Source organism: Janthinobacterium sp. SUN206 (assembly GCF_030587305.1).
Taxonomy (GTDB): domain Bacteria; phylum Pseudomonadota; class Gammaproteobacteria; order Burkholderiales; family Burkholderiaceae_D; genus Janthinobacterium; species Janthinobacterium kumbetense.
Genome location: NZ_JAPWIB010000002.1, coordinates 512,718 through 537,931 on the forward strand (window position 1 = coordinate 512,718; position 25,214 = coordinate 537,931).

20 protein-coding genes are annotated in these 25,214 nt (G+C 62.6%); 3 read left to right on the forward strand and 17 right to left on the reverse strand.

Annotation, left to right across the window (positions count from 1 at the left end):
* Positions 1-176 precede the first annotated feature (176 nt).
* Together O3300_RS15155 and O3300_RS15160 are read right to left on the reverse strand one after the other, a co-directional pair.
* Positions 177-773, reverse strand: coding sequence for a hypothetical protein (locus O3300_RS15155; protein ID WP_099380592.1), 597 nt, complete (start codon positions 771-773; stop codon positions 177-179).
* A 61-nt stretch (positions 774-834) separates the two neighbouring features.
* On the reverse strand, positions 835-1,200 hold the full coding sequence (locus O3300_RS15160; RefSeq protein WP_099380591.1) for a helix-turn-helix domain-containing protein: 366 nt from the start codon (positions 1,198-1,200) through the stop codon (positions 835-837).
* 114 nt (positions 1,201-1,314) lie between these two features.
* Here O3300_RS15160 and O3300_RS15165 point away from each other — a divergent pair, with 114 nt between their 5' ends.
* Positions 1,315-2,022 carry a glutathione S-transferase family protein gene (locus O3300_RS15165; RefSeq protein WP_305053415.1) on the forward strand — a complete coding sequence of 236 codons (708 nt, stop codon included), beginning with the start codon at positions 1,315-1,317 and terminating at the stop codon, positions 2,020-2,022.
* A 118-nt stretch (positions 2,023-2,140) separates the two neighbouring features.
* Positions 2,141-4,225: a prolyl oligopeptidase family serine peptidase gene (locus O3300_RS15170; RefSeq protein WP_369812291.1), complete on the forward strand. Its 2,085-nt coding sequence runs from the start codon at positions 2,141-2,143 to the stop codon at positions 4,223-4,225.
* 82 nt (positions 4,226-4,307) lie between these two features.
* Here the strand turns inward: O3300_RS15170 and O3300_RS15175 are convergent, their stop codons facing one another.
* From O3300_RS15175 to O3300_RS15210, 8 genes are all read right to left on the reverse strand, one after another.
* Positions 4,308-6,362, reverse strand: a complete 2,055-nt coding sequence (locus O3300_RS15175) for an esterase-like activity of phytase family protein (RefSeq protein ID WP_305053416.1) — start codon at positions 6,360-6,362, stop codon at positions 4,308-4,310.
* 72 nt (positions 6,363-6,434) lie between these two features.
* Entirely contained in the window at positions 6,435-7,361 is a 927-nt protein-coding gene (locus O3300_RS15180) for an AraC family transcriptional regulator (protein WP_305053417.1), read from the reverse strand.
* A gap of 55 nt (positions 7,362-7,416) precedes the next feature.
* Positions 7,417-8,334, reverse strand: coding sequence for an AraC family transcriptional regulator (locus O3300_RS15185; RefSeq protein ID WP_305053418.1), 918 nt, complete (start codon positions 8,332-8,334; stop codon positions 7,417-7,419).
* 16 nt (positions 8,335-8,350) lie between these two features.
* On the reverse strand, positions 8,351-9,832 hold the full coding sequence (locus tag O3300_RS15190) for a mannitol dehydrogenase family protein (protein WP_305053419.1): 1,482 nt from the start codon (positions 9,830-9,832) through the stop codon (positions 8,351-8,353).
* A complete protein-coding gene (locus tag O3300_RS15195; RefSeq protein ID WP_305053420.1) occupies positions 9,832-10,881 on the reverse strand; it encodes an ABC transporter ATP-binding protein in 1,050 nt (349 codons plus the stop codon). The genes O3300_RS15190 and O3300_RS15195 overlap by 1 nt, the downstream gene beginning before the upstream one ends.
* 23 nt (positions 10,882-10,904) lie before the next feature.
* Positions 10,905-11,723, reverse strand: coding sequence for a carbohydrate ABC transporter permease (locus O3300_RS15200; RefSeq protein ID WP_034777945.1), 819 nt, complete (start codon positions 11,721-11,723; stop codon positions 10,905-10,907).
* A gap of 10 nt (positions 11,724-11,733) precedes the next feature.
* Entirely contained in the window at positions 11,734-12,594 is an 861-nt protein-coding gene (locus tag O3300_RS15205) for a carbohydrate ABC transporter permease (RefSeq protein ID WP_099664783.1), read from the reverse strand.
* Between the two features lie 111 nt (positions 12,595-12,705).
* Positions 12,706-14,010: a sugar ABC transporter substrate-binding protein gene (locus tag O3300_RS15210; protein WP_099664784.1), complete on the reverse strand. Its 1,305-nt coding sequence runs from the start codon at positions 14,008-14,010 to the stop codon at positions 12,706-12,708.
* A 310-nt stretch (positions 14,011-14,320) separates the two neighbouring features.
* Here O3300_RS15210 and O3300_RS15215 point away from each other — a divergent pair, with 310 nt between their 5' ends.
* Positions 14,321-15,589 carry a carbohydrate porin gene (locus O3300_RS15215; protein WP_305053421.1) on the forward strand — a complete coding sequence of 423 codons (1,269 nt, stop codon included), beginning with the start codon at positions 14,321-14,323 and terminating at the stop codon, positions 15,587-15,589.
* 79 nt (positions 15,590-15,668) lie between these two features.
* On the opposite strand, the gene O3300_RS15220 is transcribed toward O3300_RS15215, so the two are convergent.
* The 7 genes from O3300_RS15220 to O3300_RS15250 form a co-directional block, all read right to left on the reverse strand.
* Entirely contained in the window at positions 15,669-18,047 is a 2,379-nt protein-coding gene (locus tag O3300_RS15220; RefSeq protein ID WP_289906555.1) for a glycosyl hydrolase family 18 protein, read from the reverse strand.
* 112 nt (positions 18,048-18,159) lie between these two features.
* Positions 18,160-19,629 (reverse strand): glycoside hydrolase family 19 protein, encoded by a 1,470-nt coding sequence (locus O3300_RS15225; RefSeq protein WP_305053422.1) that lies wholly within the window; start codon positions 19,627-19,629, stop codon positions 18,160-18,162.
* Positions 19,630-19,926: 297 nt separating this feature from the next.
* The gene (locus O3300_RS15230; RefSeq protein ID WP_305053423.1) at positions 19,927-20,541 is read right to left on the reverse strand and encodes a c-type cytochrome; all 615 of its coding nucleotides are present in this window, start codon (positions 20,539-20,541) and stop codon (positions 19,927-19,929) included.
* 10 nt (positions 20,542-20,551) lie between these two features.
* Positions 20,552-21,778 carry a molybdopterin-dependent oxidoreductase gene (locus O3300_RS15235; RefSeq protein WP_305053424.1) on the reverse strand — a complete coding sequence of 409 codons (1,227 nt, stop codon included), beginning with the start codon at positions 21,776-21,778 and terminating at the stop codon, positions 20,552-20,554.
* On the reverse strand, positions 21,771-23,204 hold the full coding sequence (locus O3300_RS15240; RefSeq protein ID WP_305053425.1) for an amino acid permease: 1,434 nt from the start codon (positions 23,202-23,204) through the stop codon (positions 21,771-21,773). The genes O3300_RS15235 and O3300_RS15240 overlap by 8 nt, the downstream gene beginning before the upstream one ends.
* 280 nt (positions 23,205-23,484) lie before the next feature.
* On the reverse strand, positions 23,485-24,279 hold the full coding sequence (locus O3300_RS15245; protein WP_058049276.1) for an ABC transporter permease subunit: 795 nt from the start codon (positions 24,277-24,279) through the stop codon (positions 23,485-23,487).
* A gap of 79 nt (positions 24,280-24,358) precedes the next feature.
* The gene (locus O3300_RS15250; RefSeq protein WP_070219220.1) at positions 24,359-25,174 is read right to left on the reverse strand and encodes a taurine ABC transporter ATP-binding protein; all 816 of its coding nucleotides are present in this window, start codon (positions 25,172-25,174) and stop codon (positions 24,359-24,361) included.
* Positions 25,175-25,214 lie beyond the last annotated feature (40 nt).

The window sequence follows — 25,214 nt, forward strand, 5'->3', positions numbered from 1 at the left end:
CGATCTGCACCGACATATTAATTTTAATGTCTAATTATTAATTTAAATCGGCAATTTTCACTGGCGAAATTGCCTTGCGAATCTGCAAATATTGCAGGCGGCAGCGTGGCCGCAGGGGGATGGCGGGAACGGTGCCGGAACAGCGTGACTGTCCCGGCGGCAAACAACGCGGCGGCTTAGCGCGGCACGTAGCGCCAGTTGGCGTTTTCCAGCATGAAGGTCAGTTCCGTCTTGATGGCTTCCGGACGGCTCGGCACGCTCAATTCCGTATCGCAGACCAGATAGCCCGTCTTGCGCTTGACCTCGCACTCGTTGATGGCCTTGACCTGCATGGTGCTCTGCGCTTCCTGCATCTGCACATCCTTGGCCGCTTCCGGATTGCGCGCCACTTCTTCCTTGGCCCAGGCGCGTATCATCGCTTGCGCCTCGGCCGGCGACGGTCCCGCGAACTTGGCATCCTTGCGCTCGACGCCCACCCAGGTACCGTTCTCGTTGCGCAACGGCAGCACCATGAAAGCATCGCGCATGCCCCCGCTCATGGCGACCAGGCACACCACTTCGCCCGGCACTTCCTGCGAATCCTGGCAGCCGGTCAAGCTGGTGACCTTGACGGCGATCGGTACCGTCACAGTCGATTGCATTTTGGCCCGGGTCTTGGCCACGCCCACCTGCACGGCGGCGTGGATTTGTTCGAGCGTCGGCATGGTGGCCGCCTGGGCCGGCAAGGCGGCAAACAGGGCGGCGGCGGTCAGGGCGAGGGAAGTCAGGCGCATGGGTATCGAGAGTAGTGAGCAAAGGCCGGCAGTCTAGCACTTTGCATAAAGACAGTTGTTTCTATTGAGAGTGATCGTCGCCATCGGGCGCGAGAAAGGCGCCGCCCCCGTCCGCCTGTCCGCGCAGGCGCAAGCCGATGGCGCGCAGCATCTCGACCAGCTCCCGCAAGCGCAAGCCCTCGTCCGTCAGCCGGTATTCCACCTTGACGGGCACTTCCGCGTAAATCGTGCGCGTCAGCAAGCCCGCCTCTTCCAGCGCGCGCAAGTCCAGGGTCAGCATGCGCTGCGAGATATTCGGCACGGCGCGGCGGATTTCGCTGAAGCGCTTCGGCCCCGCCATCAGATAGCTGAGCAGCACGATGCGCCAGCGCCCGCCCAGCAGTCGCATGGCTTCTTCCACGGCGCAGCCGGAGACATTGTCTTTCATGGTTGGCTTCCCACCTGGTATAAAAAATGTACCTATACCACATTATTCTGCCTTCTTCCAAATAGTAACCATCGCGATTAGACTGCCCTTCTTTCCTCTCACCGGAGCTCCAGCATGGAAACTACCCTGATCTACAGCGTGCCGTTCGGCTGCTCGTTCGCCGCCATCGCCGCCCTCGAATGGAGCGGCCTGCCGTACCAACTTGCCCGCGTGGAAGCGCGCGACCCGGCCAGCAAGCAGCATCCCGCCTTTCTCGCCATCAATCCCCTGGGCCAGACGCCGGCCCTGCTCACGCACGCGGGCACGCCGCTGCTGGAAAGCATGGCGATCCTGCTGCATATCGCCGCGCGCGCGCCGCACACAGGCCTGGGCTTTGCGCAGGGCACGCCGCAATACGACCGCCTGAACAGCGTGCTGTCCTTTTTGCACACGACGTTCCACGCGGCCTTCATGCCCGCCTTCCAGGCGTCGCGCGCGCCGGAAACCGACGCGCGCGCGGCCGTCTGGCGCGAGATGGCCGTCGAGAAGGTCAACAAAAGCCTGGCGCACCTGGAGCGCCTGCTCGCCGGCCGCACCTGGCTCGCTTCCGATACCGCCCCCACCATCGCCGACGCCTACCTGGCCGCCACGGCGCGCTGGGCCGAACCGCTGCAGCTGGCGCGCCTGGCAGACTATCCGGACACGGCACGCGTGCTGGCGGCGCTGGAACAGGACCCCGGCATCCGCTTTGCCCACGCCATCGAGGACGGCTTGCCGGCCACCAGCCAGGGCGGCTTCCTGGGCCACGTGGCGCTCGACCAACTGGCACTGCCGGCCGGCTAACCGGCGGTCAACTCCCGCAGCAGGCGCGTCTTTATTGCTATGATGTCGGGCTGCCGGCGGTACAGCCGGCCACGTCAATACCATATCGATAACGTCGTCATAAGAATCGGGAGTTTGAATGAGTTTACGTCTGCTGCTCTTGGGAGCATTCAGTGCCGCCATGGCCACCACCGCCGCCGTGCCGGCGCTGGCCGCGCCGCGCGGTTTCACCGTGGAAGACATGGTGGCCATGGAACGTGTGGGCAGCCCCGTGCTGTCGCCGGACGCCACGCGCGTCGTCTACACGGTGCGCACCACCAACCTGGACAAAAACCGCGGCAACACGCAGCTGTGGATGATCGACCTGCGCGCGCCGAACGCTGTACCGCGCCAGCTCACGCGCGGCGATGCCAGCGCCAGCGATCCGCAATGGTCGCCGAACGGCGACGCCATCTACTTCCTGTCCGGCCGCTCCGGCTCCTCGCAAGTGTGGCAGCTGCCCCTGAACGGCGGCGAAGCGGCCAAGGTCACCGACCTGGCGCTGGACGTCGACACCTACCGCCTGTCGCCGCAGGGCGACCGCCTGGCCTTCAGCATGGGCGTCTTCCTCGATTGCGCGGACCTCGCCTGCACGAAGAAGCGCCTCGATGACAAAGCCAAAAACAAGGCCAGCGGCATGGTCTACGACCAGATGTTCGTGCGCCACTGGGATACCTGGGCCGATGGCCGCCGCAACGCGCTGTACTCGGCGCCCATCGACGCCACGGGCAAGGTCAGCGCCGCGCCCGTCAGCCTGAGCGGCACCCTCGACGGCGACGCGCCATCGAAGCCGTTCGGCGACAATGGCGAATACCACTTCAGCCCGGACGGCAAGACGGTGGCCTTCTCCGTGCGCGTGGCCGGCCGCACGGAATCGTGGTCGACCAACTTCGACGTCTACACGATTCCTGCTATCGGCGGCCCGGCGCCGCGCAATCTCACGGCCGACAATCCGGCCTGGGATGCCAAAGCCACCTGGTCGCCCGATGGCCGCACCCTGGCCTATGTCGCCATGACCAAGCCGGGCTTCGAAGCGGACCGTTTTCATCTGGTGCTGATGGATGTCGCCACCGGCAAGAAGCGCACCCTGGCCGATGACTGGGACCGTTCCGTGGCCGACTTCCGCTGGACGCCGGACAGCAAGGCGTTCCTCGTCGCCGCCGATGACGTGGGCCAGCACCGCTTGTTCCACATCGACGCGGCCAGCGGCAAGGTCGCTGCGCTGACGGGCAAGGGCGCCGTGGGCGACTTCGACGTGCGCGGCAATACCATCGTGCTGGCGCAAGCCAACCTGGCCTCGGGCGCGCAGCTGTACACGCGCAAGCTCGATGCGAAGTCGGAAAACGCGCCGATGGTGCAGCTGACGAAGCAGAATGCGGCGGCCCTGGCCGACGTGCGTTTCGGCGAATATGAACAGTTCTCGTTCGCGGGCGCGAATGGCGAAACCGTCTACGGCCACGTCATGAAGCCATGGAACGCCAAGGCCGGCGAAAAGTATCCGGTTGCCTTCCTGGTGCATGGCGGCCCGCAAGGCAGCTTCGGCAACAGCTGGAGCTACCGCTGGAATCCGCAAGTGTATGCGGGCGCCGGCTACGCCACCGTCTTCATCGACTTCCACGGCTCCACCGGCTATGGCCAGAAATTCACGGATTCCATCAGCGGCGACTGGGGCGGCAAGCCGCTGGTCGACTTGCAGAAGGGCCTGGAAGCGGCCACCAAGAAGTTCCCATGGCTGGACCGCGAGCGCAGCTGCGCGCTGGGCGCGTCGTACGGCGGCTACATGATGAACTGGATCGCCGGTAACTGGCCGGACGGCTTCAAATGCCTGGTCAACCACGACGGCGTGTTCGACAACCGCGGCATGGCTTACGCGACGGAAGAACTGTGGTTCACCGAGTGGGAAAACGGCGGCCCGTACTACGACGCGCCGGCCAAGCACGAACAGTTCAACCCCGTCAACTTCGTGAAAAACTGGAAGACGCCGATGCTGGTGGTACAGGGCGACCTGGATTTCCGCATCCCTACCGCGCAAGGCCTGGGCACCTTCACGGCGCTGCAGCGCCAGGGCATCCCGAGCAAGCTGCTGGTCTTCCCGGACGAGAACCACTGGGTGCTGAAGCCGGCCAATTCGCTGCTGTGGCATCACACGGTGCTCGATTGGCTCAACACCTACACTAAAAAGTAAGCCTGTTCCAGCGTAAAAAAGCCGCACAGTTTGCACTGTGCGGCTTTTTTTCATCCATCAATTAAGCCAAATCAATACGCCATCAATATGAATTGAGCGCCTTGGCGAACTTCACGATCCACAAGCGGCTAGGACGCTCGCGGTCGTCGCCGCGCGCCACGCGGATGGTGTTGGCGGCGTTGCAGCCGGCGGCGCTGCTCGTGACGATGGTGCCGTTGGCGTCGACCGTGCACTTCGTGACGTCGGCGCCATCGACTTCCACGCCATTCGCGTCAAAGATCTTCGTCTTCAGGCCGAAGTCATTGTCGTTGGCCAGCGCGATGGTGGAGTCGTCGATCAGGGTCAGGCCTTCCGCCTTTTCCGCCGCCCAGCCGATGGCGTTCAAGTCCAGCAGCAGGGTTTTCTTCAGCGGCGTGACGGCAGCCCAGTCGGCGCCGTTGACGCCAGCGCCGCCCATGCTGCTCTTTTCCAGGTCGGACGTCGTCGCATTGAAGGCGGCGGCGGAAATGTCCGTGGCGCCCTTCAATTCGACCAGCATCAGCTTGTTGAAGACCTTGCCCGACGGCGCGGCACCCTGCTCGATGACGAGGAATTTTCCGCCGCCCAGCGCCACCATGTCGCCCAGCTTGGCGTTGCCCGTGCGGCCATCCTGGTAGTCGGCCGCATTCAAGGGATACGCATACATCTTGCCGCTGGTGCCCGTCACCGGGTCGAATTCGATCCAGCGCGTGAAGCGGGCGAAGCGCTCCACCTGCTCCGCCTTCTTCGTCACCGAATACATGGCCGTGCCGTCGCTCAAGGGGCTTTGCAGGAAGGCGTACAGCTTGTCGTTGCTCGCATCGAGGGTCATGCCTTCCATGCCGCGGTTGGCACGGCGCTTGGCGAACAGCGCCGGCAAGCCCTTGCCCGGCTCGTACTTGGCCTGGATGACGCCCGTGGCCGCATCGATCTTGATGATGAACGGGCCGTACTCGTCCGATACCCACAGCGCATTGCGCTTCGCATCGACGACGATGGCTTCCGAATCGAGGCCGCCCGCGTTGAAGACGGCCTTGCCGGCGGCGTCGAACTTCATCGCATCCATGACGGGAATCTCGGCCGAATTGCCGACCGCACCCACGGGCACGGGCAAGCCCGAGCTGTTGACGGCAGCCGACACCTTGATCGGCGTGCTCGACGCCAGCACAGCGCCATTCTTGCCCACCGTGATCACGCCGAACGACGGGGTAAAACTGGGCGACGGGAAGATCTTGCTGCCGATGGTGCCCTTGCCCGAGGGATCGGGCACCAGCGGGCCGTCGCCGTTCGGGCCGCGGTCCGTCAAGCCATAGAATTCCAGGTCGCCGGCCGCATTCTTGCCCTTGTAGGCCAGGCCCGAGCCGTACGACGGCAGGAAACCGTTCGGGAACTCGCCCTTGATCTTCGCGTTCGCGCCTTCGTACGGCACGTAGAATTTATCGGCCGCCTGGATCTGGTAGCGCGTCACGGTCACTTTCACTTCGCCCACCGGATTGGCTTGCGTCAGCGCTTCATTGACGGGCGCGCCCGCTTTCGAGGCCAGGGTGTCTTCGAAATGCTCGCGCACGAGGGCGCGGCGCTCCGCATCGACCGTGCGGCCGGCGAATTTCGCGCCCACCGTTGCCAGATGCGCGGCCAGGGCCGTGTTGAAGGCTGCCGGGGCGGCGGCGAAGTCCAGGGTCTTGCCTGCCAGCGCAGCCTTCACTTCGGCCGTCAGCCTGATGCCGTTCGACGGATCGCTGTCGTCATCGAGCAATTGCAGCGCCAGCAGGCGGTTGACGACCTTGTCGTCCGCCACGTTGGTGCTGGCGGCCAGCGCCAGCGGCGTGACGACGGCGCCGCACGGCGCCGAGCCCAGGGCCAGGCCGCCCACGCTGAAGGCGACCGTCTCGCCCGGATTGCAAACGAATTCGCCCTTGGCATTGGTGCTGGCCTTGGCCGCGCTGCCCGCCACGTAATCGAGCCCTTCCACCGCGCCATCGAGGAACACGCCCGTCTGCGCCACGGGCTTGGAAGGCTCCGCCGGCGGATTGTCGCTGCCGCCGCACGCGGCCAGGGCCAGGCCGGCGGCGATGGCCAACAGGGTCAGTTTCGGGATCGGCGTTACGGCAGTATTCATGCATTCCTCGGCTAAGGTGGGTGGAGTAGCCGTGGAGCATAACCAGTCAAAGTGACAAGGCAATGACAGCGGCTAGGCCTGTGGCATAACCGCCACGGGCCCGCCGATGCCGCCAAAGCGGCCATCGGCCTGGCGCCGGAATTGCTTCGGCGTGACGCCCTTCACCTGCAGGAAGCGGCGGTTGAAGTTGGCCACGTTCTGGAAGCCCACGTCGTAGCAGACGTTCGACACATACTGGTCCGTATCCATCAGCAGCTGGCACGCCTTGTTGATGCGCAGCCGGCTGATGAAATCCGTAAAACTGTTGCCCGTCGCCTTCCGAAAGAAGCGCGAGAATTTGCTCAGCGACATGCCCACCTGCTCGGCCAGCATTTCCGCCGAAATCGGCTCGCGGTAATTGTCCGTGATGTAGTTGAGGACGGAATTCACCTTGGCCAGAGTCGCATCGTCGTCGTACGAACGCAGGGAGGCGCTCGACAGCAAGCGGTAATTGGCCGTGCGCGCCAGTTTGCTCATCAGCTGCACGAATTCGGCGAAGCGCTCGGCGCCATGCGTGACGCGGATGCGCGCCAGGTGCCGCTCCGCTTCCGCGCCCATGTCGAAAAACTCCACGCCATAGCTGGAGCGCTCCAGCAGCGGCAACAACTCGCGCAATTCGGGAATGACGCGCGCGGCGCCCGCCAGCGGCGCGTGGGCGAATTGCACGATCATGTCGCGCAGGGCCACGCCGCCTTCCGGCATCACGTTGGAAATCCAGTTGTGCGGCAGGCGCGGGCCCGTCAGCACCAGGTGGCCGGGCGAAAACTCGCCGATATAGTCGCCCACGAACAATCGCCCGCTGGTGGCGACGATCAGGTGCAGCTCGTATTCCTCGTGGCAGTGCCAGCGCACGCGCGAGCTGGGATAGCCGTGTTCCAGGTAATTGATGATGCCGTCATAGCTTTCGCGTTCCAGTTCGGGCGCCTTGCGCTCGCTGTCCTTCTGCCACAGGTGTTCCATGCTCGTCTCTCCCAGGCTGTCCCCGCCTGTGCCATCCAATGTACCTCAAAAAGCCTCACTCGCCAAAACGGCCCAGCGCCTGCTGGCGAAACTCCTTCGGCGTCATGCCCTTCAATTCCAGGAAGCGCCGGTTGAAATTGGCCACGTTGTTGAATCCCGCCTCGTAGCAGATGTTGCTGACATAGCGCTCCGTCTCCATCAGCAGCTGGCACGCCTTGTTGATGCGCAGTCGGTTGACGAAGTCCGTGAAGCTGTTGCCCGTGGCGTGGCGAAAGAAGCGCGAAAACGTCCGCTCGGGCATGTCCACCTGCTCGGCCAGCTGTTTCAGCGAGAATTGGCTGCTGTAATTGTGCACGATGAAGTTGATGGCGGAACTGATGCGCGCCAGGGCCACGTCGTCGTCGCTCGACTGCATCGGCACCGTCGACAGCAGCTGGTAGTCGCTGGTCTGCGCCAGTTCGCCCAGCAGGCTCAAAAATTCGATCAGGCGCGGCAAGCCGCTGCTGTCGCGGATGCGCTGGAAGCGCCGCAGCGACTGTTCGCTGACGCCAAAGAATTCCACGCCGTGCAGGGCGCGCTGCAGCAGCGGGAAAATATCCTTCAACTCGGGCATGGCGACGGCCATCGACGCCAGCGGCGCGTGCGAAAACTGGATCACCATGTCGCGCAAGGCCACGCCTTCCGGCGGCGTGCCGAGCGAGACCCAGTTGTGCGGCACGCGTGGCCCCGTCAGCACCAGGTGGCCGGGCGCGAACTGGCCGATGTAGTCGCCGACAAACACCTTGCCGCTGCTTTCGACGATCAGGTGCAGCTCGTACTCGTCGTGGTAATGCCAGCGCACCAGCGAATTCGGAAAGCCGTGCTCCAGGTAGCGGATGAAGCCGAAACTGCCTTTCGGCTCGAAGCCGGGCGTGGCGTCGCGCTGCTGCTCCAGCTCCATCTGCGGTTGCGGATATTCGGCCTTGCGTTGCATGGCGCGCCCTCCCCCGTCAGGCGACGATCTGTTCCAGCGCCGCGCGCGCGCCCAGCCCATACAGGCTGGCCAGCGACTGCCCCACCGCCTGCGTGAAGGCCGGTGTGTCGCTCAGGTCGCCGAACAGCTCGCGCAAGGACAGCAGCGCCGCGGCGTCCGAGCCGCCCTGCAGCGCCAGCGCGCGCAGGCGCACCGCGTACGGATCGTTCAAGGGCATCTCGCGTCCCTGCTCGTCGTGGCCTTCCAGGTAGCGGAACCAGCACGCCACGGTAAACGCCAGCAGCGTGATGGCGCCGCCCCGGGCCAGCGCTTCGCGCACGGACGGCAGCACGAATTTCGGGATGCGCGCCGAACCTTCCGTGCCGATGCGCGCCAGCTGGTCGCGCACGGCCGGATTCGAGAAGCGCTCGATCAGCGTATCTTTATAGCTGTCCAGATGTATGCCTTCCACTTCGCCGAGCAAGGGCGTGACCTCGTCATCCATCATGCGGCGCACGAGCGCGCGGATGCCAGGATCACCCATCGCTTCATGCGCAAACGTGTAACCGAGCTGCATGCCAATGTAGCATAGGGCCTGGTGGCTGGCATTGAGCAAGCGCAGCTTCATCTTTTCATACGGCAGCACGTCGTGCGTCATCTGCGCGCCGACTTTTTCCCAGGCGGGACGGCCCTGCGGGAATTCGTCTTCGATGACCCACTGGCGGAACGGCTCGCACACGACGGGCCAGGCGTCGACGATGCCGAAGGTCTCGCGCACGAGCGCCCGGTGTTCGTCCGTGGTGGCCGGCGTGATGCGGTCGACCATGCTGTTGGGGAAGCTGCCGTGCGTGGCCAGCCAGCGCGCCAGCTCCACGTCGCGCAGGGCGACAAAGGCCAACAGCATCTTGCGCGTCACGTCGCCATTGTTTTGCAGGTTATCGCAGGACATGATGGTAAACGGCGCCAGGCCACGCTGGTGGCGCAGGGCCAGCGCCGCGGCCAGGTAGCCGAACGAGCAGCGCGGCGCCTCCGGGTGCGCCAGTTCGTACGCAATGTCGGCATGACCTGCGTCAAACTCGCCCGTGCCCTGGTTCACGTAATAACCGCCTTCCGTGATGGTCAGCGCGACGATGCGCGTGCCAGGGTCGGCCAGCTTATCCAGCACGGCTTGCGGCTCGTCGGGCGCATACAGGTATTCGGCGATGCTGCCGATGATGCGCGCGCTATCGCCGGCCGCGCTGCGCTCGACCACCGTGTACAAGCCATCCTGCGCCTGCATGGCGTCGCGCATGGCCGCGTCATGCGCCAGCAAGCCCACGCCGCAATAACCCCACTGCGCATGCTCCTGGCCTTGGAGCGCCAGCAAGTCGTCGAGGTACACGGCCTGGTGGGCGCGAAAAAACCCGCCCACGCCGATATGCACGATGCTGGGCACGAGCGCGCCGCGCGCATACGCTGGCACGGCCACGGTCCCTGGCAGCGTTGCCAGGTTTGCCTGGTTCAAGGCGATGGCGTCCATTACAGCGCTCCTTTCGCTGCCGCGTAGGTCTTGCCGGCGCGGTCGAAATAATGCACGAAGCCCGGCTCGAACGTCAGGTGCGTCTGCTGACCCGGCTGCAGGCTGCTGCGCTCCGCGCCGCGCGATACCAGCTGCACATTGTTCGGCAGGCGCACATAGGTGAGGGTTTCCACGCCCAGCGATTCGACCAGGTCGACGGTGACGGGCACGCTGCCCGGCTGCGCCGCACCCAGGTGCACGTGCTCGGGGCGGATGCCGACAAAACCGTCGGCCTGCGCCGCGCTGCCCGCCTGCGCCAGCAGCTGCGGCGCCGCGTCGGCCGGCACCACGTTCATGCTGGGCGTGCCGATGAATTGCGCGACGAAGCGGTTGGCGGGACGGTCATACAGTTCCAGGGGCGAGCCATGCTGCTCGATCTGCCCGTCGCGCAGCACCACCACGCGGTCGGCCAGGGTCATCGCCTCGACCTGGTCGTGCGTGACGTAGATGGTGGTGGCGCCCAGCTCGCGGTGCAGCTTGGCGATCTCGATGCGCGTCTGCACGCGCAGGGCCGCGTCGAGGTTGGACAGCGGTTCATCGAACAAGAACACTTTCGGGTCGCGCACGATGGCGCGGCCGATGGCCACGCGCTGGCGCTGCCCGCCCGACAATTCTTTGGGCGTGCGCTCCAGGTACTTCCCCAGGTCGAGGATGGCGGCCGCCTTGTCGACTTTTTCGCGGATGATGGCCGGGTCGACGCCGGCCAGCTTCAGCGCGAACGACATGTTCTGGAACACCGTCATGTGCGGATACAGCGCATACGACTGGAACACCATCGCCAGGTCGCGCTTGGATGATGGCAGCGCCGTGATGTCGCGCCCGTCGAGCGACAGCTTGCCGCCATCGATCGGTTCGAGGCCCGCGATCAGGCGCAGCAGGGTTGATTTACCGCAACCCGACGGCCCCACGAAGACGACGAATTCGCCCTGCCGGATCTCCAGGTCGATGCCCTTGATGGCGCGGTGCTCGCCAAAGAATTTCTCGATATTGCTCAGTTGAAGGTAAGCCATGATGTGTGTCTCTATTCTGTAGTTTATTTGACTGCGCCAAAGGTCATACCCTGCACCAGTTGTTTCTGGCAGAACCAGCCCAGCGCCATGATGGGTGCGATGGCCATCAGGGAAGCGGCCGACAATTTCGCCCAGAACAAGCCTTCCGGGCTCGAATATGATGCGATGAGCCAGGCCAGGGTGCCCGCGTTGGAAGCGCCCAGGTTCAGCGACCAGAACGATTCATTCCACGACCACACCATGCACACGAGGGCCGTGGAAGCGATGCCGCCCACGGACAGGGGCAGCACGACGTGGCGGAATTCGTCCCACACGGTGGCGCCATCCATGCGCGACGCTTCCAGGATTTCGCGCGGCAACTCCTTCATGCTCGTGTACAGCAGCCAGATCATGATGGGCAAATTCATCAGCATGAACATGATGGTCAGGCCGATGCGCGTGTCGAGCAGGCCGAAGTACTGGTAGCAGATATAGATCGGCATCAAGGCGCCCACGCCGGGCATGTAACGTGAGCTGAGCATGAATTTCAGCAAACCGATGGTGCCGCCCGTGGGAAAGAAAGCCATCGAGTACGCGGCCGGGATGGCAATCAGGAGGCCGATGGCCGTCGAGAGCACGCTGGTAAACAGCGAATTCCACGCATAGCCGAAGTAATTGTCGCGCGCCAGCACTTCGCGGAAGCTGTCGAGCGTGGGTGTGAAGAACAGCAGCGGCGGCGTGGAAATGGCTTGCCCTTCCGTCTTGAAGGCCATCAGACCCAGCCAGAAGATGGGGAAGAACAGCAGCAGCGCGAACAGCCAGGCGGCAGCCGTGCGGCCATATAAGTTAAGTTTGCTATGCATCAAGGTCTCCTTATTTCGACAGATTCTTGCCGATGACGCGCATCAGGAAGAAGGCGGCGATGTTGGCGATGAGCACGGCGAACAGGGCGCCGGCCGAGGCCGCTCCCACGTCATAGGACAGCAGTGCCTGCTGGTAAATCATGAAAGTGATGGTGGTCGTGTCGAAGCCGGGACCGCCGCCCGTGGTGGTAAAGATTTCCGCAAAGATCGACAGCAAGAAGATCATTTCGATCATCAGCACCACCGAGACGGCGCGTCCCAGGTGGGGAATGTAGAGGTAACGCAACTGCTGCAGATACGTGGCACCATCCATGCGCGCCGCTTCCAGCTGTTCCCGGTCCATCGATTGCAGCGCCGTCATGAAGATCAGGCAGGCAAACGGCAGCCATTGCCACGAAACCATCATGATGATGGAAAACAGGGGGTGGGCCGACAGCCAGTCGACAGGCGTGGCGCCAAAGAATAGGCTGATCTGCGCAAACAGGCCGTAGATCGGGTTGAGCAGCATGTTCTTCCACATCAGGGCATTCACGGCCGGCATGACAAGAAACGGCGAAATCAAGAGCACGCGCACGACGGCGCGCCCCGGAAACGCTTCATTGATCAGCAAGCCCAGCGCCGTGCCCAGCACCACCGTGATCAGCATGACGGAAAACAGCAGGGTAAACGTGTTCTGCAGGGCCGGCAGGAACGAGGCATCCGTAAAGAAAAAGTGGAAATTGGCCAGGCCATGGAAAGGATGGCCGCTGGGATCGAGCATCGAATAGCGCACGAACGCGTAATACAGGGTGATCAGCAGCGGGATCACGGAAATGACGGAGACGGCGACCACGGCCGGCGTCAGCAAAGTCCGGGGGATAATGCGTTTCATAGGATTTCTCTTGGGGCAAGAAGGAACAATCGCCGGCAAAAATCTGGGGTCAGACCCGTCGGGTCTGACCCCGGCTTTACGCTATTGGAGCAAGCAAACTATGCAGCAGGCTTACTTGTAGTACCCTCCTTTGCGCATCTCGCGTTCAGCCGTCTGCTGCGACAATTCCAGCGCCTGGTCCACCGTCACCTTGCCCAGCAACGCCGCCGCCATCTGCTGGCCGGCCGCCACGCCGATCACCTGGAATTCGGGGATCGACGCGAATTGCACGCCCACATATGGCGATGGCGGCAAGGTGCTTTGCACGGCGCGCGTGGTGGCCAGGGCCTTGCCTTCGGCGGCGGCAAATTTCGCCACTTTCTGGAATTCGGGGCTCGCATACGTCGACTTGCGCGTGCCCGTCGGCACGTTGGCCCAGCTCGTTTCCTTGGCAACCAGTTTCACGTAGTCGGGCGAGGTGGCCCAGTTGATGAAGCGCTGCGCCTCGTTCGGGTGCTTCGAGCTCGACGGAATGGCGAGCGACCAGATCCACAGCCAGTTGGCGCCCCGCTCCGTCACGCCCACGGGCGACTGGGCGAACGCCACCTTGTCGGCCACCTTGCTTTGCTTGGGGTCGGTGATGAAGGAGGCGGCGATGGTCGCGTCGATCCAGATGCCGCACTTGCCCTGGTTAAACAGCGCCAGGTTTTCATTGAAGCTGTTGGCAGCCGCGCCCGGCGGGCCGTATTTCTTCATCAGGTCGACATACATGTTGACCGCGTCTTTCCACGGCTTGCTGGTAAATTGCGGCTTCCATTGCATGTCGAACAACTGGCCGCCATAGGAATTGGCCATGGTGGTGATCAGCGCCATGTTGTCGCCCCAACCCGGCTTGCCGCGCAGGCAGATGCCGTACACGCCGTTGGCCGGATCGTGCAGCTTGGCCGCCACGTCGCGCAACTGGTTCCAGGAAGGACGGTCCTCGATCGTCACGCCCGCCTTTTTGACCAGGTCGCTGCGGTACATGATCATCGAGCTTTCGCCATAGAACGGCGACGCGTACAGCTTGCCGTCGCCGGAGAGGCCTTCGCGTATGGCGGGCAGCAAGTCGTCGATATCGTATTTGGCGTCAGGTTTGATGGGGATCAACCAGTTTTTCTTGCCCCAGATGGGCGTTTCATACAGGCCGATGGTCATCACGTCGAACTGGCCGCCCTTGGTGGCAATATCGGTGGTCATGCGCTGGCGCAAGACGCCCTCTTCCAGGGTCACCCATTTGAGCTTGATGTCGGGATTGGCTTGCTCGAAGAACTTGCTGAGCTTTTGCATTTCGATCATGTGGCCATTGTTGACGGTGGCGATGACGAGGTCGGTTGCGGCGAAGGCGGACGAACTGAGGAAGCCGGCGCACAGCGCGGCAATGGCGGAACGTTTCATTGTGTGTCTCCAGTGTTTTTTGTCGTTGGCAATGCTCAGGTACTTAGCACCACGACCACAATGTAGCACCAGACTTTGATACTTTCTGATACTCCAAAACCGCAATTCGATACTCCTTTGCAAGCCCACTATGCGCAAGAGTATCGACATTGGATAAAAACAACACTTTGAAAGAAAGTATCGTCACTTGTTCGTTTTGTATCAGGGTGGTTAAAAAAGCGCTGCTAGACTTGGTTTTCGGCATTAGACCGTGTGCGGTGACAGCCTTCCGGGGCGCCACCGCTACCACCTACATTTTTCTGGAGACCGCATGAACCGCACTGCCTTGAAAACCTTGCCTGCCCTGCTCCTCGCCATCGCCAGCGCTTCCGCCATGGCCGACCCGATGTACCCATCCGACTCCGAAGGCTTCCACGGCTACCTGCGCGCCGGCGCCGGCAGCAATACGTCGGGCGACGGCGGTTCGCAAGGCTGCTTCGGCCTGGGTGGCAATACCATGAAATACCGTCTGGGCAATGAGTGCGACGCCTACACGGAATTCGGCTACACCAAGTCCATCGCCAAGTCCGGCGGCGTGAACTACCTGGCCACCATCTGGGTCAACGCTTATGCGCCTAACTCGGATTTCGGCGACAACAAGCTGGGCATCGTCAAGGCCTACGTCGAAGCGCAGGGACTCGATTTCCTGAACGGCGGCACGGCCTGGATCGGTAAACGCTTCTACTACCGTCCTGACATCCACATGTTGGACTTGCAATACATCAATATGAACGGCACGGGCGCCGGCCTGGACCGCATTCCCGCTGGCCCGGGTAAATTCTCGTATGCTTTCTTCAAGGACAACGACGTCAAGGTCGCGTTGCCGAACGGCGGCGTCAACACCAAATCGGCCGTGCGTCAGAACTTCATCTACGGCGAGATTCCCGTCAATGAAAACGGCACCCTGGACCTGGCCGCGACCTACATCATCGGCGAAGGCAAGGATGACGTCGCCACTGGCAAGCGCAATAACGGCTGGCAGCTGTCGGCATTCCACCGCCAAGGTAAAGTGTTTGGCGGCGGCAATACCTTCGGCGTGCAGTACGGCGTCGGTCCCGGCACGGGCAAGGGCGCGCAGTTCGGCGCTTCGGGCGACACCAATTTCGGTTCGGACGTGAAACGCACGCGTATCTTCAATGACATGGCGATCCAGCCGATGGCCAACTTCGGCATGGAATTCGTTGCCCTGTGGCAAAAAGACGAGTCGAACGCCAACGGTTCCTCGACCTGGACCTCGGTTGGCGTGCGTCCCGTGTACGCGTTCACCGACAACTTCAAGCTGGTGGGCGAACTGGGCACGGACCGCGTGACGCAAGCGGGCGGCCTGCCGGCCAAGCGCCTGACCAAGCTGACCATCGCGCCGACGATCTCGGCCGGTCCTGGCCTGTGGTCGCGTCCCGAACTGCGCGCTTTCGTGACCTACGGCAAATGGAACGATGCGGCCACCGCCTCGGTCAATGCGTCGAACAACGGCGGCCCGATCTACAACAACAATACCAGCGGCACCTCGTACGGCTTCCAGGTGGAAACCTGGTTTTAAGCCAGCTTAGCTAACGCCAGAAACCAAAAAGGGCGGAACCGCGGTTCCGCCCTTCTCTGTTTACATTACCGGATTCAACTTACGGCAAGGCCACCGGCAATTCCGGATACTCTTGCGTCAGCGCATACTTGGTGCCGCCCACGGTGACCGTGTAGTTGGCAGGTCCCGAGATCGGCAAGCGGTAATTCAAGGTCAGCGCCACGGAGCCGCCCGGCGCCAGCGATTGCCAGGCGGGAATCGCAAAGCGGGCCCGGTTGTAGTTCTTCGTGAAGCCGCCGATATTGTTCGGCCCCGTGTAACCGGCATTGATCACCGTCAAGCCGAAGCCGGACTGGTCGCTCATGTCCGACGGCGCCGAGACGGGATAGTCGAACTCCACCACGGTGCCGCCCGGCAAGGTCGAAGCCGTGTTGTTCTTCACCGTCATCACCGGATTGATGGGGAAGTTGTTGTCGCCCAGCTTCCAGCCCCCCAGGGTGATGCTGACGTTGGCCGCCGTGCCCGGCATGGCGATTTCGGCGCGTTTGTTGCCATACGCGCCAGCCGTGCGGAAGGCCTGGTACAGCACGTCCGTCAGGGTGGTACCCATGAAATACTCGCCCTTGCCGCCGTTGCGCGTGGCATCCCACGCATAGTCACCCGCCATTTCCCAGATCATTACGCCGCCGATATTGTTGTTGACGATGTACTGGGCCTTGGCCGCGATCGACTGCGTGGTTTCCGTGGAAATGAATACTTTCTTGGTCGCATTCCACAGCCACGGCGCCACCATGGTGCTGCTGTAATACGGCACATAGGTGCCCACCAGCGCCTTGTCCGTGACTTTATAGGCATCCAGGTAGCTCGGCACGATACCGTTCTGCAAGTTCAGCGCATGCCAGATGGGGTTGCCGCCGCCTGGCGTCGGTTTGCCCTGCGAATCCAGGTCGTACCACACGTTGTCGATGCCGGTGGCGCCCGTGCCGCACGTCTTGGTGCCGGCGCAGGTGACCGTGGAACTGATCAACGGCGTCGTGCCCCACAAGCCATTCGTGCCACCCGTCACATCCTTCCAGCCCCGCGTATAGAACGGCACGCCGATATTGATGCGCCCCGCCTGCATGGCGCCACGGTAATAGCGGTAGGCCCAGTCCGTATTCAGATAGCCGATATTCTGGAACTGGTAGGCGTTACCGGCGCGCAACTCACCGTCGTTGCCGTCGTCAAACAGCGCCGCGTTCGGTCCCACGTACTGGTTCCACGCGCCGTGCAAGTCATACGACATCAGGCTGGCGTAATCGAGATATTTCAATCCCGACATGTTTTCCTCGCCCCGCAAGACCCAGCCCGAGGCCGAGCCGGCAATGGTCAGCAGGTAATACTTGTTGTCCTGCACAGCCGCTTCGTCGAGCTTCTGGCGCAGCACTTTCAGCAGCACGTTGTAGCTCGTCATCAGGCCCGCCAGGCGCGGTTTCGAGACGGCGAAGTCGTTCGGATTGCCCGCTTCATTGTTGGTGGTCGGATGTTCGTAATCGACATCGACGCCATCGAAGAAGTTGTACTGGCGCACGAAGGCCACCATGGAGTCGGCCAGGGTGTTGATGCCGGCCGTGTTGATGCTGCCGTCCGCGTTCGTCGTGGCCGTGTAAAAGCCGCCGCTGCCGGCCCAGCCGCCCACGGAAATCATCAGTTTCACGCCCGGATACTTCTTCTTGTATTGCGACAGCAAGTTGAAGTGGCCCTTGTACGGCAGCGACGGGTCCATGGCGGCGGCAGGCACGTTTGGCCACGTGAGGCCCGTATCGGGATTGGCCGCGCCGCTGCCGATGGCGATTTTTGACGTGGCCGGATCGACGGAGGCAAACGCATAGTTCAAGTGGGTGATCTTGTCCCACGGCAAATTGTTCACCAGGTAAGTCGGGCTGCCATCGGCGCCCGTGCGCCAGCTGGCGAAATAGCCGACGATGCGCCGGTTCAAGCCATTGCCCAGCACTTCGCGGCCATTCGCGTCGTACACCTTGCAATACGGCACATTCGGCACGGCCGAGATCAAGCCGTCCGGACGGCAAGCCGTGGGGGTTGGCGTCGGTGTCGGCGTTGGGGTCGGTGTTGGCGTCGGGGTCGGTGTCGGCGTTGGGGTCGGGGTCGGTGTCGGTGTTGGCGTTGGTGTTGGCGTTGGCGTCGGGGTCGGTGTCGGGGTTGGCGTCGGGGTTGGCGTCGGGGTATCCGTCACGGCCCATGGGCCCCACTGGTCGGTGGCGCTGGGGACATTGCCCTGCGTCCACCACTTGGCCTTGTAGGTGACGCCCTGGTACAGCACGCACTGGCCGCCCGTGTAGACGGTGGCGGCATCCCAGACGGCGCACGCTTCCGCGGCGGCCAGCAAGGTGTTGGGCGTGGCGGTCGTGCCTTCCTGGCCGCCGCCGCAAGCGACGAGCACGCCGCTGAGCAGGGCCATCAATAATGCATTCGATTTCATGTTGTATTGGTCTCCGTTATGGTTGTACAGGTTGTACGTTGTGAGCTGTTGCAGGCCCCTGAAGGGGCTCTTGTCAACTGTTATCCCTGGCCGGCTATTCCTGCATTTACTGCTACTGCAACTTCACATTCCAGTTGGCTTCCACGCATTTCACGTAGTTTCCGGCCAGCAAGGCGCTGTACGGGGTTTGGTAACTGACCAGCTGGCATTGGTTCTCGCCACCCGCGCTCCAGTTCTTTTCCCAATAGATGTTGTAGGAAGCGGAACTGGCCGGGGTGAAGCGCTGCATGTTGGCGCATGACAATTGTTCGCCGGAATAATCCCAGCCCATGTCGGCGGCAAATTGCTTGTAGTAATCGATGCGGTTTTGCGCGGCCTGCTTTTCCGTGCCCTGCCCGCATTCGGCGTTGATGATCATGATGGTGGTGGCAAAGTTATTGCCCGCGCCAGCCGTCGTATCGGCCGCGTTCGGCACCCACGTGCCATCGAGCACATGCAGCATCGACGGTTTCGGCGGTTGCGGATAGACGAAGAAGAACGTGGCCGACGCCAGGTTCAGCCACGTCGAGGCCACCAGGTCCGGATTTTTCAGCAGCACGGATTGATCGCCGTCATGCATGGCTTGCGAAAACGGCCCATAGTTGTAGTTGTACGACAGCTGCTTGGCGCCACGGCCGAAATACTTCTTGAAGCTGCCGTCGGCGTTCTTGCCGCAGGTCCACACCTTGTTGAAGACGGGGTCGGCGCACTCGATGTTGTAGCCGCAGCCGGCGCCCGTCTCGTCGCAGCCCAGTTCGCGCAAATACTTCAAGCCCTGGCGCCATTGCGGCAGCGGGCTGCTGGCGTTGTGGTCGCCCGTTTCCTGCCCGAAGTGGGCGAACATGGTCGCCAGGCTGTGGCGGCAGATGGCGTCCGCATTGCGCCCGTCGCTGTAGTCGTCGCACACGGCCGGGAACTTGGCCACCGCTTGCAGAAAGCGCTGGTACGTATAGCTGACGTCGCGCGCGGCAAAATAGTAATCCCACTTCGCCGCCGGCAGCAGGCGCTCGACCCGCTTGACGTTGAGCGGATTGCTGGTCAGGCCCGGCTGCACGGCTTCGACGGCCGCATTGCCCAGGGTACGGATCGAGGCCTTGACCTTGCGGAAGAAATCGTTATTCGTCAGCGCCGCCTCGTTGGCCTCGGCCTGGGCCTTGGTGGGGATGCCGGGCGTAGGCGTGGGTGTCGGCGTGGGAGTGGGTGTTGGAGTGGGCGTCGGCGTCGGGGTGGGAGTCGGCGTCGGCGTGGGAGTCGGTGTCGGGGTGGTGGTATCGAGGCTCCACGGTCCCCACTGGTCGTTGTTCGGCGCCGTGCCCTGCACCCACCATTTGGCCCGGTACACCTTGCCGTCGTAGACGGCGCACTGGCCCGCCGTGTAGACGGCAGCGGCGCTCCAGGCCGCGCAATTGTCGGCGGCAGCCGTGGCGGCCAGCAAGGTCGATGAGGGTTCGGTGGTGGAATTGCCGCCGCAAGCGAGCAGCGCGCTGCCCAGCAGGCCAGCCATCAAAGGCGAGGCCAGCCGGCTAATTTGCCGTGTCTTCACAATGTCTCCTGAACGTTATACGAAAACTATCGAAGTAGCTTTTATGTTGTACGTAAAGAAAGCACAGCGAAGCGTCGGCTTTCTGCACAGAGAATGCGACGCCCTAAATTGGTAGTCAAGTGGTTTTATATAACGGTGTTTTTTACAATACCAGTGCATGCAACCGCCGCGTTGGCAAGCGAGGTAGCGGCGAATAGGGGACGTAAAAAAAGCCCGCTGCATGATGGCAGCGGGCAATACCGCGCAGGACGGGTGGCGGCAAGTGGTATTAAGGGTCGCCGCGCGTCCGGGACGAACTTATCTGTTCAGCACGTACTTCGCCAAGGCCGCCGCATCGGCTTCGCTGAGCTGGCTGAACGGCGGCATGGGCACGGGGCCCCATTTGCCCGCACCGCCACTGCGGATGTTGGCCGCCACGGCGGCGATGCCGTCCTTGCCCTTGTACCTGGCCGCCACCTCGGCAAAGCCGGGGCCGACCACTTTCTGGTCGAGGGCGTGGCAAGCCATGCAGCCGTTCGCCGCCAGCAAGCTTTTGACATCCTTGCCGCCGGTAGCCGGGACGGCGGCTGCCACGGGCTTGGCGACGGCAGCGGCAGGCACGGCGGTGCCCCGCTCCGCGCCATAGGTTTTTACCAGGTAATCGACCATGGCCGGCACATCCGCATCGTCAAACTGGGCGCCGAACGGCTTTTTCATCTTCTTGACAGTCGCTTCCCAGTAGGCGCGCGGCGAGGCGGGCGGCTGGGTCGATGCGTACTGGGCCGCGTGGCACGTCATGCAATTGCGCTGCACCAGCTGGTAGCCAGGCAATTCGCTGGGTTTGTAGGTCGCCGTTTCCGGCGGCAAGTGGATGTCCAGCGCGCACGCGCCGCCCGCCGCCGACAGTGCCAGCGCGGCAAGTAATATCTTCATATGGTTCTCCTCAGACTGCCTGGATGCGCGTGGTTTCCACCACGTTGCGCATATAACCCATGGGATTCCACAGGGCTTTCATGGGCTGACTCTGGCCGATGCGGTTAACGGCGCGCACCATCAGCACATGCTTGCCCTTGCGCGGCGCCTTCATGACCATCGTCCACTCGCGGAACGAAAAGCGCCCCAGGTCCTTGCCCAGCCTGGCTTCCTGCCAGCTCTGACCGCCATCCACCGAGACGGTCACCTCGCTGATGCCCTGGCCGCCATCAAACGCGATGCCGCGCAAGGCCAGGTCGCGTCCCGCCTTCACTTGCGCGCCATCTTGCACGCTGGTAATGAAGGAGCGCACGTTGAGGCGGCTGATCGGCGTCGTCTTGCCCACGGGCGCGCCCGGTTCGATGAAGCCGGAACCATTGTCGGGAATGCGGTAGCCCGTGCTCATCCAGAAGCCGTCGAAGGGCTTGTCCAGCACGGTGATGTCGCTCAGGTGCTTGACCCAGTAAGTGCCGTAATAGCCGGGCACGATCAGGCGCAGCGGGTAGCCGTTGAGGAAAGGAATGTCCTCGCCATTCATGGCCCAGGCCAGCATGACGTCGCCGGCCATGATGTGCTCGACCGACAAGGCTTTCTGAAAGTCGGGACCGTCGCCCACGGGCGGCGTTTCCAGGCCATTGAAGGCCACTTGCACGGCATTGGCCGCGATGCCGGCCTTTTCCAGCACGGTTTTCAGGGGGATACCCGTCCAGCGGGCATTGCCCATGGCGCCATTGCCCAGCTGCCCGCCATTCGCACGGGGGGCGAAAAAGCCGCGGCTGTTGCCTGAACATTGCGTCACGGCCACCACGTCGACGGGCTCGGCCAGCTGCTTCAGTTCCGCCAGCGACAGTTCCAAGGGCGTCTTGACTAGGCCGGCGATGCGCAGCCGGTAGCTGTCGCCGTCTATGCTGGTGGGCAAGCCGCTCCAGTGATAACGCACGAAAAACGCATCGTTGGGCGTGATCGCGCCTTCATTGAACACGCCGAACGGCGTTTCCAGCTGGGGCGGACGGCTGGTCAGCAGGATCAGCGGGCGCTTTTGCGGGAAGGCCACCAGTTCGCGTTCGCCATTTTCAAACGGCAAGGTGACGGAAGCGGCCAAGGCTGACCCAGGCCCCGCCACTGCGGCGGCGCCCAGGGCGGCCGTCGTGCGCAGGAAGCGGCGCCGGCCTGCGGGCAACAAGGTCGTGTCAGACATGTTTGAGCTCCACTTTGGTGTCGGCCGCCTCACCGCCGTTGCGGTCGTCGTTGACCAGTTTCTTGATGTAGTACATGACGCTCAGGATGACCACGCTCAGCAGGCCGAACCAGAACGACACGCGCTGCTCCGTATCGGACGACACGCTCATGGCGCCCAGGATCACCAGCATGGCGATGATGGTGAAGTAGGTCAGGTAAGGAAACAGCCACATGCGCACCTTGATGCGTTCCGGGCATTCGCGTTCCAGGCGACGACGCAAACGCAATTGAGATATCGCAATGAGCAGGTAGACGAACAGGATCAGGATGCCGTAAGAGTTGACGATGAAGGGGAACACGAGGTCGGCCGACACATACGAGACGGCAATGGCAAAGTAGGCGAACAAGGTGCTGAACAGGATGGCGCGGATCGGCACGCCGTTCTTGCTCAGCTTGACCAGGCCAGTCGGCGCATCGCCGCGGCGCGTCAGTGCAAAGATCATGCGCGACGAGGCATACAGGCTGGAATTCAAGGCCGACAGCACGGCCGTCAGGATGATGGCGTTCATGATGTGGGCCGCGTATGGGATGTTCATGACGGTCAGGGCGCTGACGAAAGGCGTGGCGATGGCCGGCGAATCCCAGGGCACGATGCAGACGACGACAAACATGGAACCCACATAGAACATCAGCACGCGCGTAATGACGGAATTGGTGGCGCGGGCGATGGCCTTGGCCGGGTCCGACGTTTCGGCGGCGGCGATGGTGACGATTTCGGCGCCCGAATAAAAGGCCGTGGCGGCGACGGCGCCGCTGAGCACGGGGCCCCAGCCATGCGGCATGAAGCCGCCGTTGCTGGTCAAAAAGCCCAGGGTCGGGATGCTGTTAGGCAAGCTTCCCGTGATGAACAAGGCGCCGACAAACAGGAAGACGACGATGGCGACCACCTTGATCGAGGCGAACCAGAACTCGAATTCGCCAAACGCCTTCACGGAGAACAGGTTCAGGATGGTCATCGACACGAGCAGCACCAGGCTGATCGACCACGACGGCACGTCGGGCAGCCAGAAGTTGACTAATTTCGCACCAGCAATGGCTTCCAGGGCCACGACGACGACCCAGAAATACCAGTACATCCAGCCGCTCATGAAGCCGAGGAATTTCGACACTTTCGGCTTGTCGTCGAAGGCCAGGCGCGCATATTCGTAAAAGGAGCCGACCACGGGCAGGGACGAGGCCAGCTCGCCCAGCATGCGCATGATCAGGACGACGAGGCCGCCCGTGAGCAGGAAGGAAAGGATGGCGGCCGGGCCGGCGGCCTTGGCGATGACGCCGCTGCCGACAAAGAGGCCGGCGCCGATCACGCCGCCAATGGCGATCATGCTCATGTGGCGTTGCTTGAGCGAGTGCTGCAAGCCGGTACTGTTATGCGATTCGCTAATCATGTTTTGTCTCCTGAAAATCTCTGAAGCTCGGTGCGCCCTGCCTGCTGCGGCTTGTTCTTGCCGCGCGGCTTTGTTTTATTTAGGCAACACCGTCAAGCAGCATCGATACATCGTGTGAATCAGTCTGGTTGGCCGCATTCCATAAGTCAATCTGGAAATGCAGCGGCCCGGCGCGGCGCCCGAGGGGCAAGCGCGCTGGAGGGTAAGTACGGCTTATTGCGGATTAAAAAAAGGGAGCGGCGGCAACACTTGTGGCGTGCGCGCCACTCCCGGGAACGTCTTACACCTTGCCCTTCCATGGCACGAGGGTACGTTCGAGGTAACGCATCATCAAATCAAACAGGAAAGCGAAGAAGCCGATCACGATAATGCCCATGATCACCACGTCGCTGGCCAGGAACTCGGACGCGCTGAGCACCATGTAGCCGAGGCCGCGCGTGGCCGCCACCATTTCGCCCGCCACCAGGGTGGTCCAGCCCACGCCGATGCCGATGCGCATGCCGGTGAGGATTTCCGGTATCGCCGCGCGCAAAATCACGTGCACGATCACCTGGAAACGGGTAGCGCCCATCGAGTAGGCCGCGTGGATTTGCTCCAGCGACACGGAGCTGACGCCCGCGCGGGCCGCGATCGCCATCGGCGCGAAGATGGCCAGGAAGATCAGGTAGACCTTCGAAAACTCGCCGATACCGAACCAGATGATGACCAGTGGCAAGTAAGCAAGCGGCGGCAATGGACGGTAGAACTCGATCAAGGGATCGAAGATGCCCCGCGCCACGCGGTTGACGCCCATCATCACGCCGACGGGAATGGCAAACAGGCAAGCCAGGCCAAAGGCGCCGAACACGCGCACCAGGCTGGCCACCGTGTGTTCCCACAGGGTGGCGCCGCCGAAACCGGTGGTGGCCGCCATGATGAATTTTTCATACACGGCTTGCGGCGAAGGCAGAAACAAGGGTTTCACCATGCCGCTGGCCGTCACGCCAAACCACAGCAGGAGCACGGCGATGACGGTGACGGTGGCGATGCGGCTGGAATTGCCCTGCCCCGGCGCGCCGAACGCTTCGCCGGGCATGGCGCAGCGGGGGGCGAACAGGCGCGAGAAAAAGCCGGCGCGCTTGGCGGTGGTGGGAGGAAATCCCACGACGGATGGGCTATGCATGGGACACCTCCAGCTCTTTATTGACGGCGCGCTCGTCGCCATAAATGATGTTGAGCACCGTTTCGCGCATCTTGATGAAGTCCGGGCTCGATTTCACGGCGCGCGCATCGCGGCACTCGAGGAAGCGCTTGTTGAAATCGAGTTCATACGTGTGCGTGATGCGGCCCGGACGGGGCGACATGACGATCAGCCGGTTCGCCAGGAACAGCGCCTCGTCGACGCTGTGGGTAATGAAGAAGAACATGGTGCTGGACTTGGCCCAGATATCGAGCAGCAACTCCTGGATGGTTTCGCGCGTCAGCGCGTCGAGCGCCGCCATCGGTTCATCCATCAGCAGCATGGCGGGATTGCTGGTCAGGGCGCGGGCGATGCCCACCCTTTGCTGCATGCCGCCCGACAATTGATAAATCATATTGTCGTGAAAGTCCTTCAAGCCGACCAGCGCCAGGTTCTTTGCCGCCTGTTCGCGCCGCACGGCTTTCGGCACGCCTTGCAGCTTCAAGCCGAATTCCACGTTTTCCATCACGTTCAGCCACGGCAGCAAGGCATGTTTCTGGAATACGACGCCACGGTCGGCGCCCGGCCCTTCCACTTTATTGTCGCCGAGCATGATCTCGCCCTTGGAGGGGGCGATAAAGCCCGCCATCAGGCTCAGCAAGGTGGTCTTGCCGCAACCCGAGGCGCCCAGCGCGACGACGAAGTCGCCGCTATTGATGGTGAGATTGATATTATTTAAGGCATGTACGCGTTCACCGGCCGTCTTGCCCGGATAAATCACGCTGACATCCTTGACGTAGAGATTTTCCATCGTGTGCCCCGCATAGGTGTAGTCACTTCAGTTCAACGTA

Bases quoted from the DNA above. Each gene is read 5' to 3' on its own strand.
- O3300_RS15155 (WP_099380592.1), bottom strand. From the start codon at position 773: ATGCGCCTGACTTCCCTCGCCCTGACCGCCGCCGCCCTGTTTGCCGCC.
- O3300_RS15160 (WP_099380591.1), bottom strand. From the start codon at position 1,200: ATGAAAGACAATGTCTCCGGCTGCGCCGTGGAAGAAGCCATGCGACTG.
- O3300_RS15165 (WP_305053415.1), top strand. From the start codon at position 1,315: ATGGAAACTACCCTGATCTACAGCGTGCCGTTCGGCTGCTCGTTCGCC.
- O3300_RS15170 (WP_369812291.1), top strand. From the start codon at position 2,141: ATGAGTTTACGTCTGCTGCTCTTGGGAGCATTCAGTGCCGCCATGGCC.
- O3300_RS15175 (WP_305053416.1), bottom strand. From the start codon at position 6,362: ATGAATACTGCCGTAACGCCGATCCCGAAACTGACCCTGTTGGCCATC.
- O3300_RS15180 (WP_305053417.1), bottom strand. From the start codon at position 7,361: ATGGAACACCTGTGGCAGAAGGACAGCGAGCGCAAGGCGCCCGAACTG.
- O3300_RS15185 (WP_305053418.1), bottom strand. From the start codon at position 8,334: ATGCAACGCAAGGCCGAATATCCGCAACCGCAGATGGAGCTGGAGCAG.
- O3300_RS15190 (WP_305053419.1), bottom strand. From the start codon at position 9,832: ATGGACGCCATCGCCTTGAACCAGGCAAACCTGGCAACGCTGCCAGGG.
- O3300_RS15195 (WP_305053420.1), bottom strand. From the start codon at position 10,881: ATGGCTTACCTTCAACTGAGCAATATCGAGAAATTCTTTGGCGAGCAC.
- O3300_RS15200 (WP_034777945.1), bottom strand. From the start codon at position 11,723: ATGCATAGCAAACTTAACTTATATGGCCGCACGGCTGCCGCCTGGCTG.
- O3300_RS15205 (WP_099664783.1), bottom strand. From the start codon at position 12,594: ATGAAACGCATTATCCCCCGGACTTTGCTGACGCCGGCCGTGGTCGCC.
- O3300_RS15210 (WP_099664784.1), bottom strand. From the start codon at position 14,010: ATGAAACGTTCCGCCATTGCCGCGCTGTGCGCCGGCTTCCTCAGTTCG.
- O3300_RS15215 (WP_305053421.1), top strand. From the start codon at position 14,321: ATGAACCGCACTGCCTTGAAAACCTTGCCTGCCCTGCTCCTCGCCATC.
- O3300_RS15220 (WP_289906555.1), bottom strand. From the start codon at position 18,047: ATGAAATCGAATGCATTATTGATGGCCCTGCTCAGCGGCGTGCTCGTC.
- O3300_RS15230 (WP_305053423.1), bottom strand. From the start codon at position 20,541: ATGAAGATATTACTTGCCGCGCTGGCACTGTCGGCGGCGGGCGGCGCG.
- O3300_RS15235 (WP_305053424.1), bottom strand. From the start codon at position 21,778: ATGTCTGACACGACCTTGTTGCCCGCAGGCCGGCGCCGCTTCCTGCGC.
- O3300_RS15240 (WP_305053425.1), bottom strand. From the start codon at position 23,204: ATGATTAGCGAATCGCATAACAGTACCGGCTTGCAGCACTCGCTCAAG.
- O3300_RS15245 (WP_058049276.1), bottom strand. From the start codon at position 24,279: ATGCCCGGCGAAGCGTTCGGCGCGCCGGGGCAGGGCAATTCCAGCCGC.
- O3300_RS15250 (WP_070219220.1), bottom strand. From the start codon at position 25,174: ATGGAAAATCTCTACGTCAAGGATGTCAGCGTGATTTATCCGGGCAAG.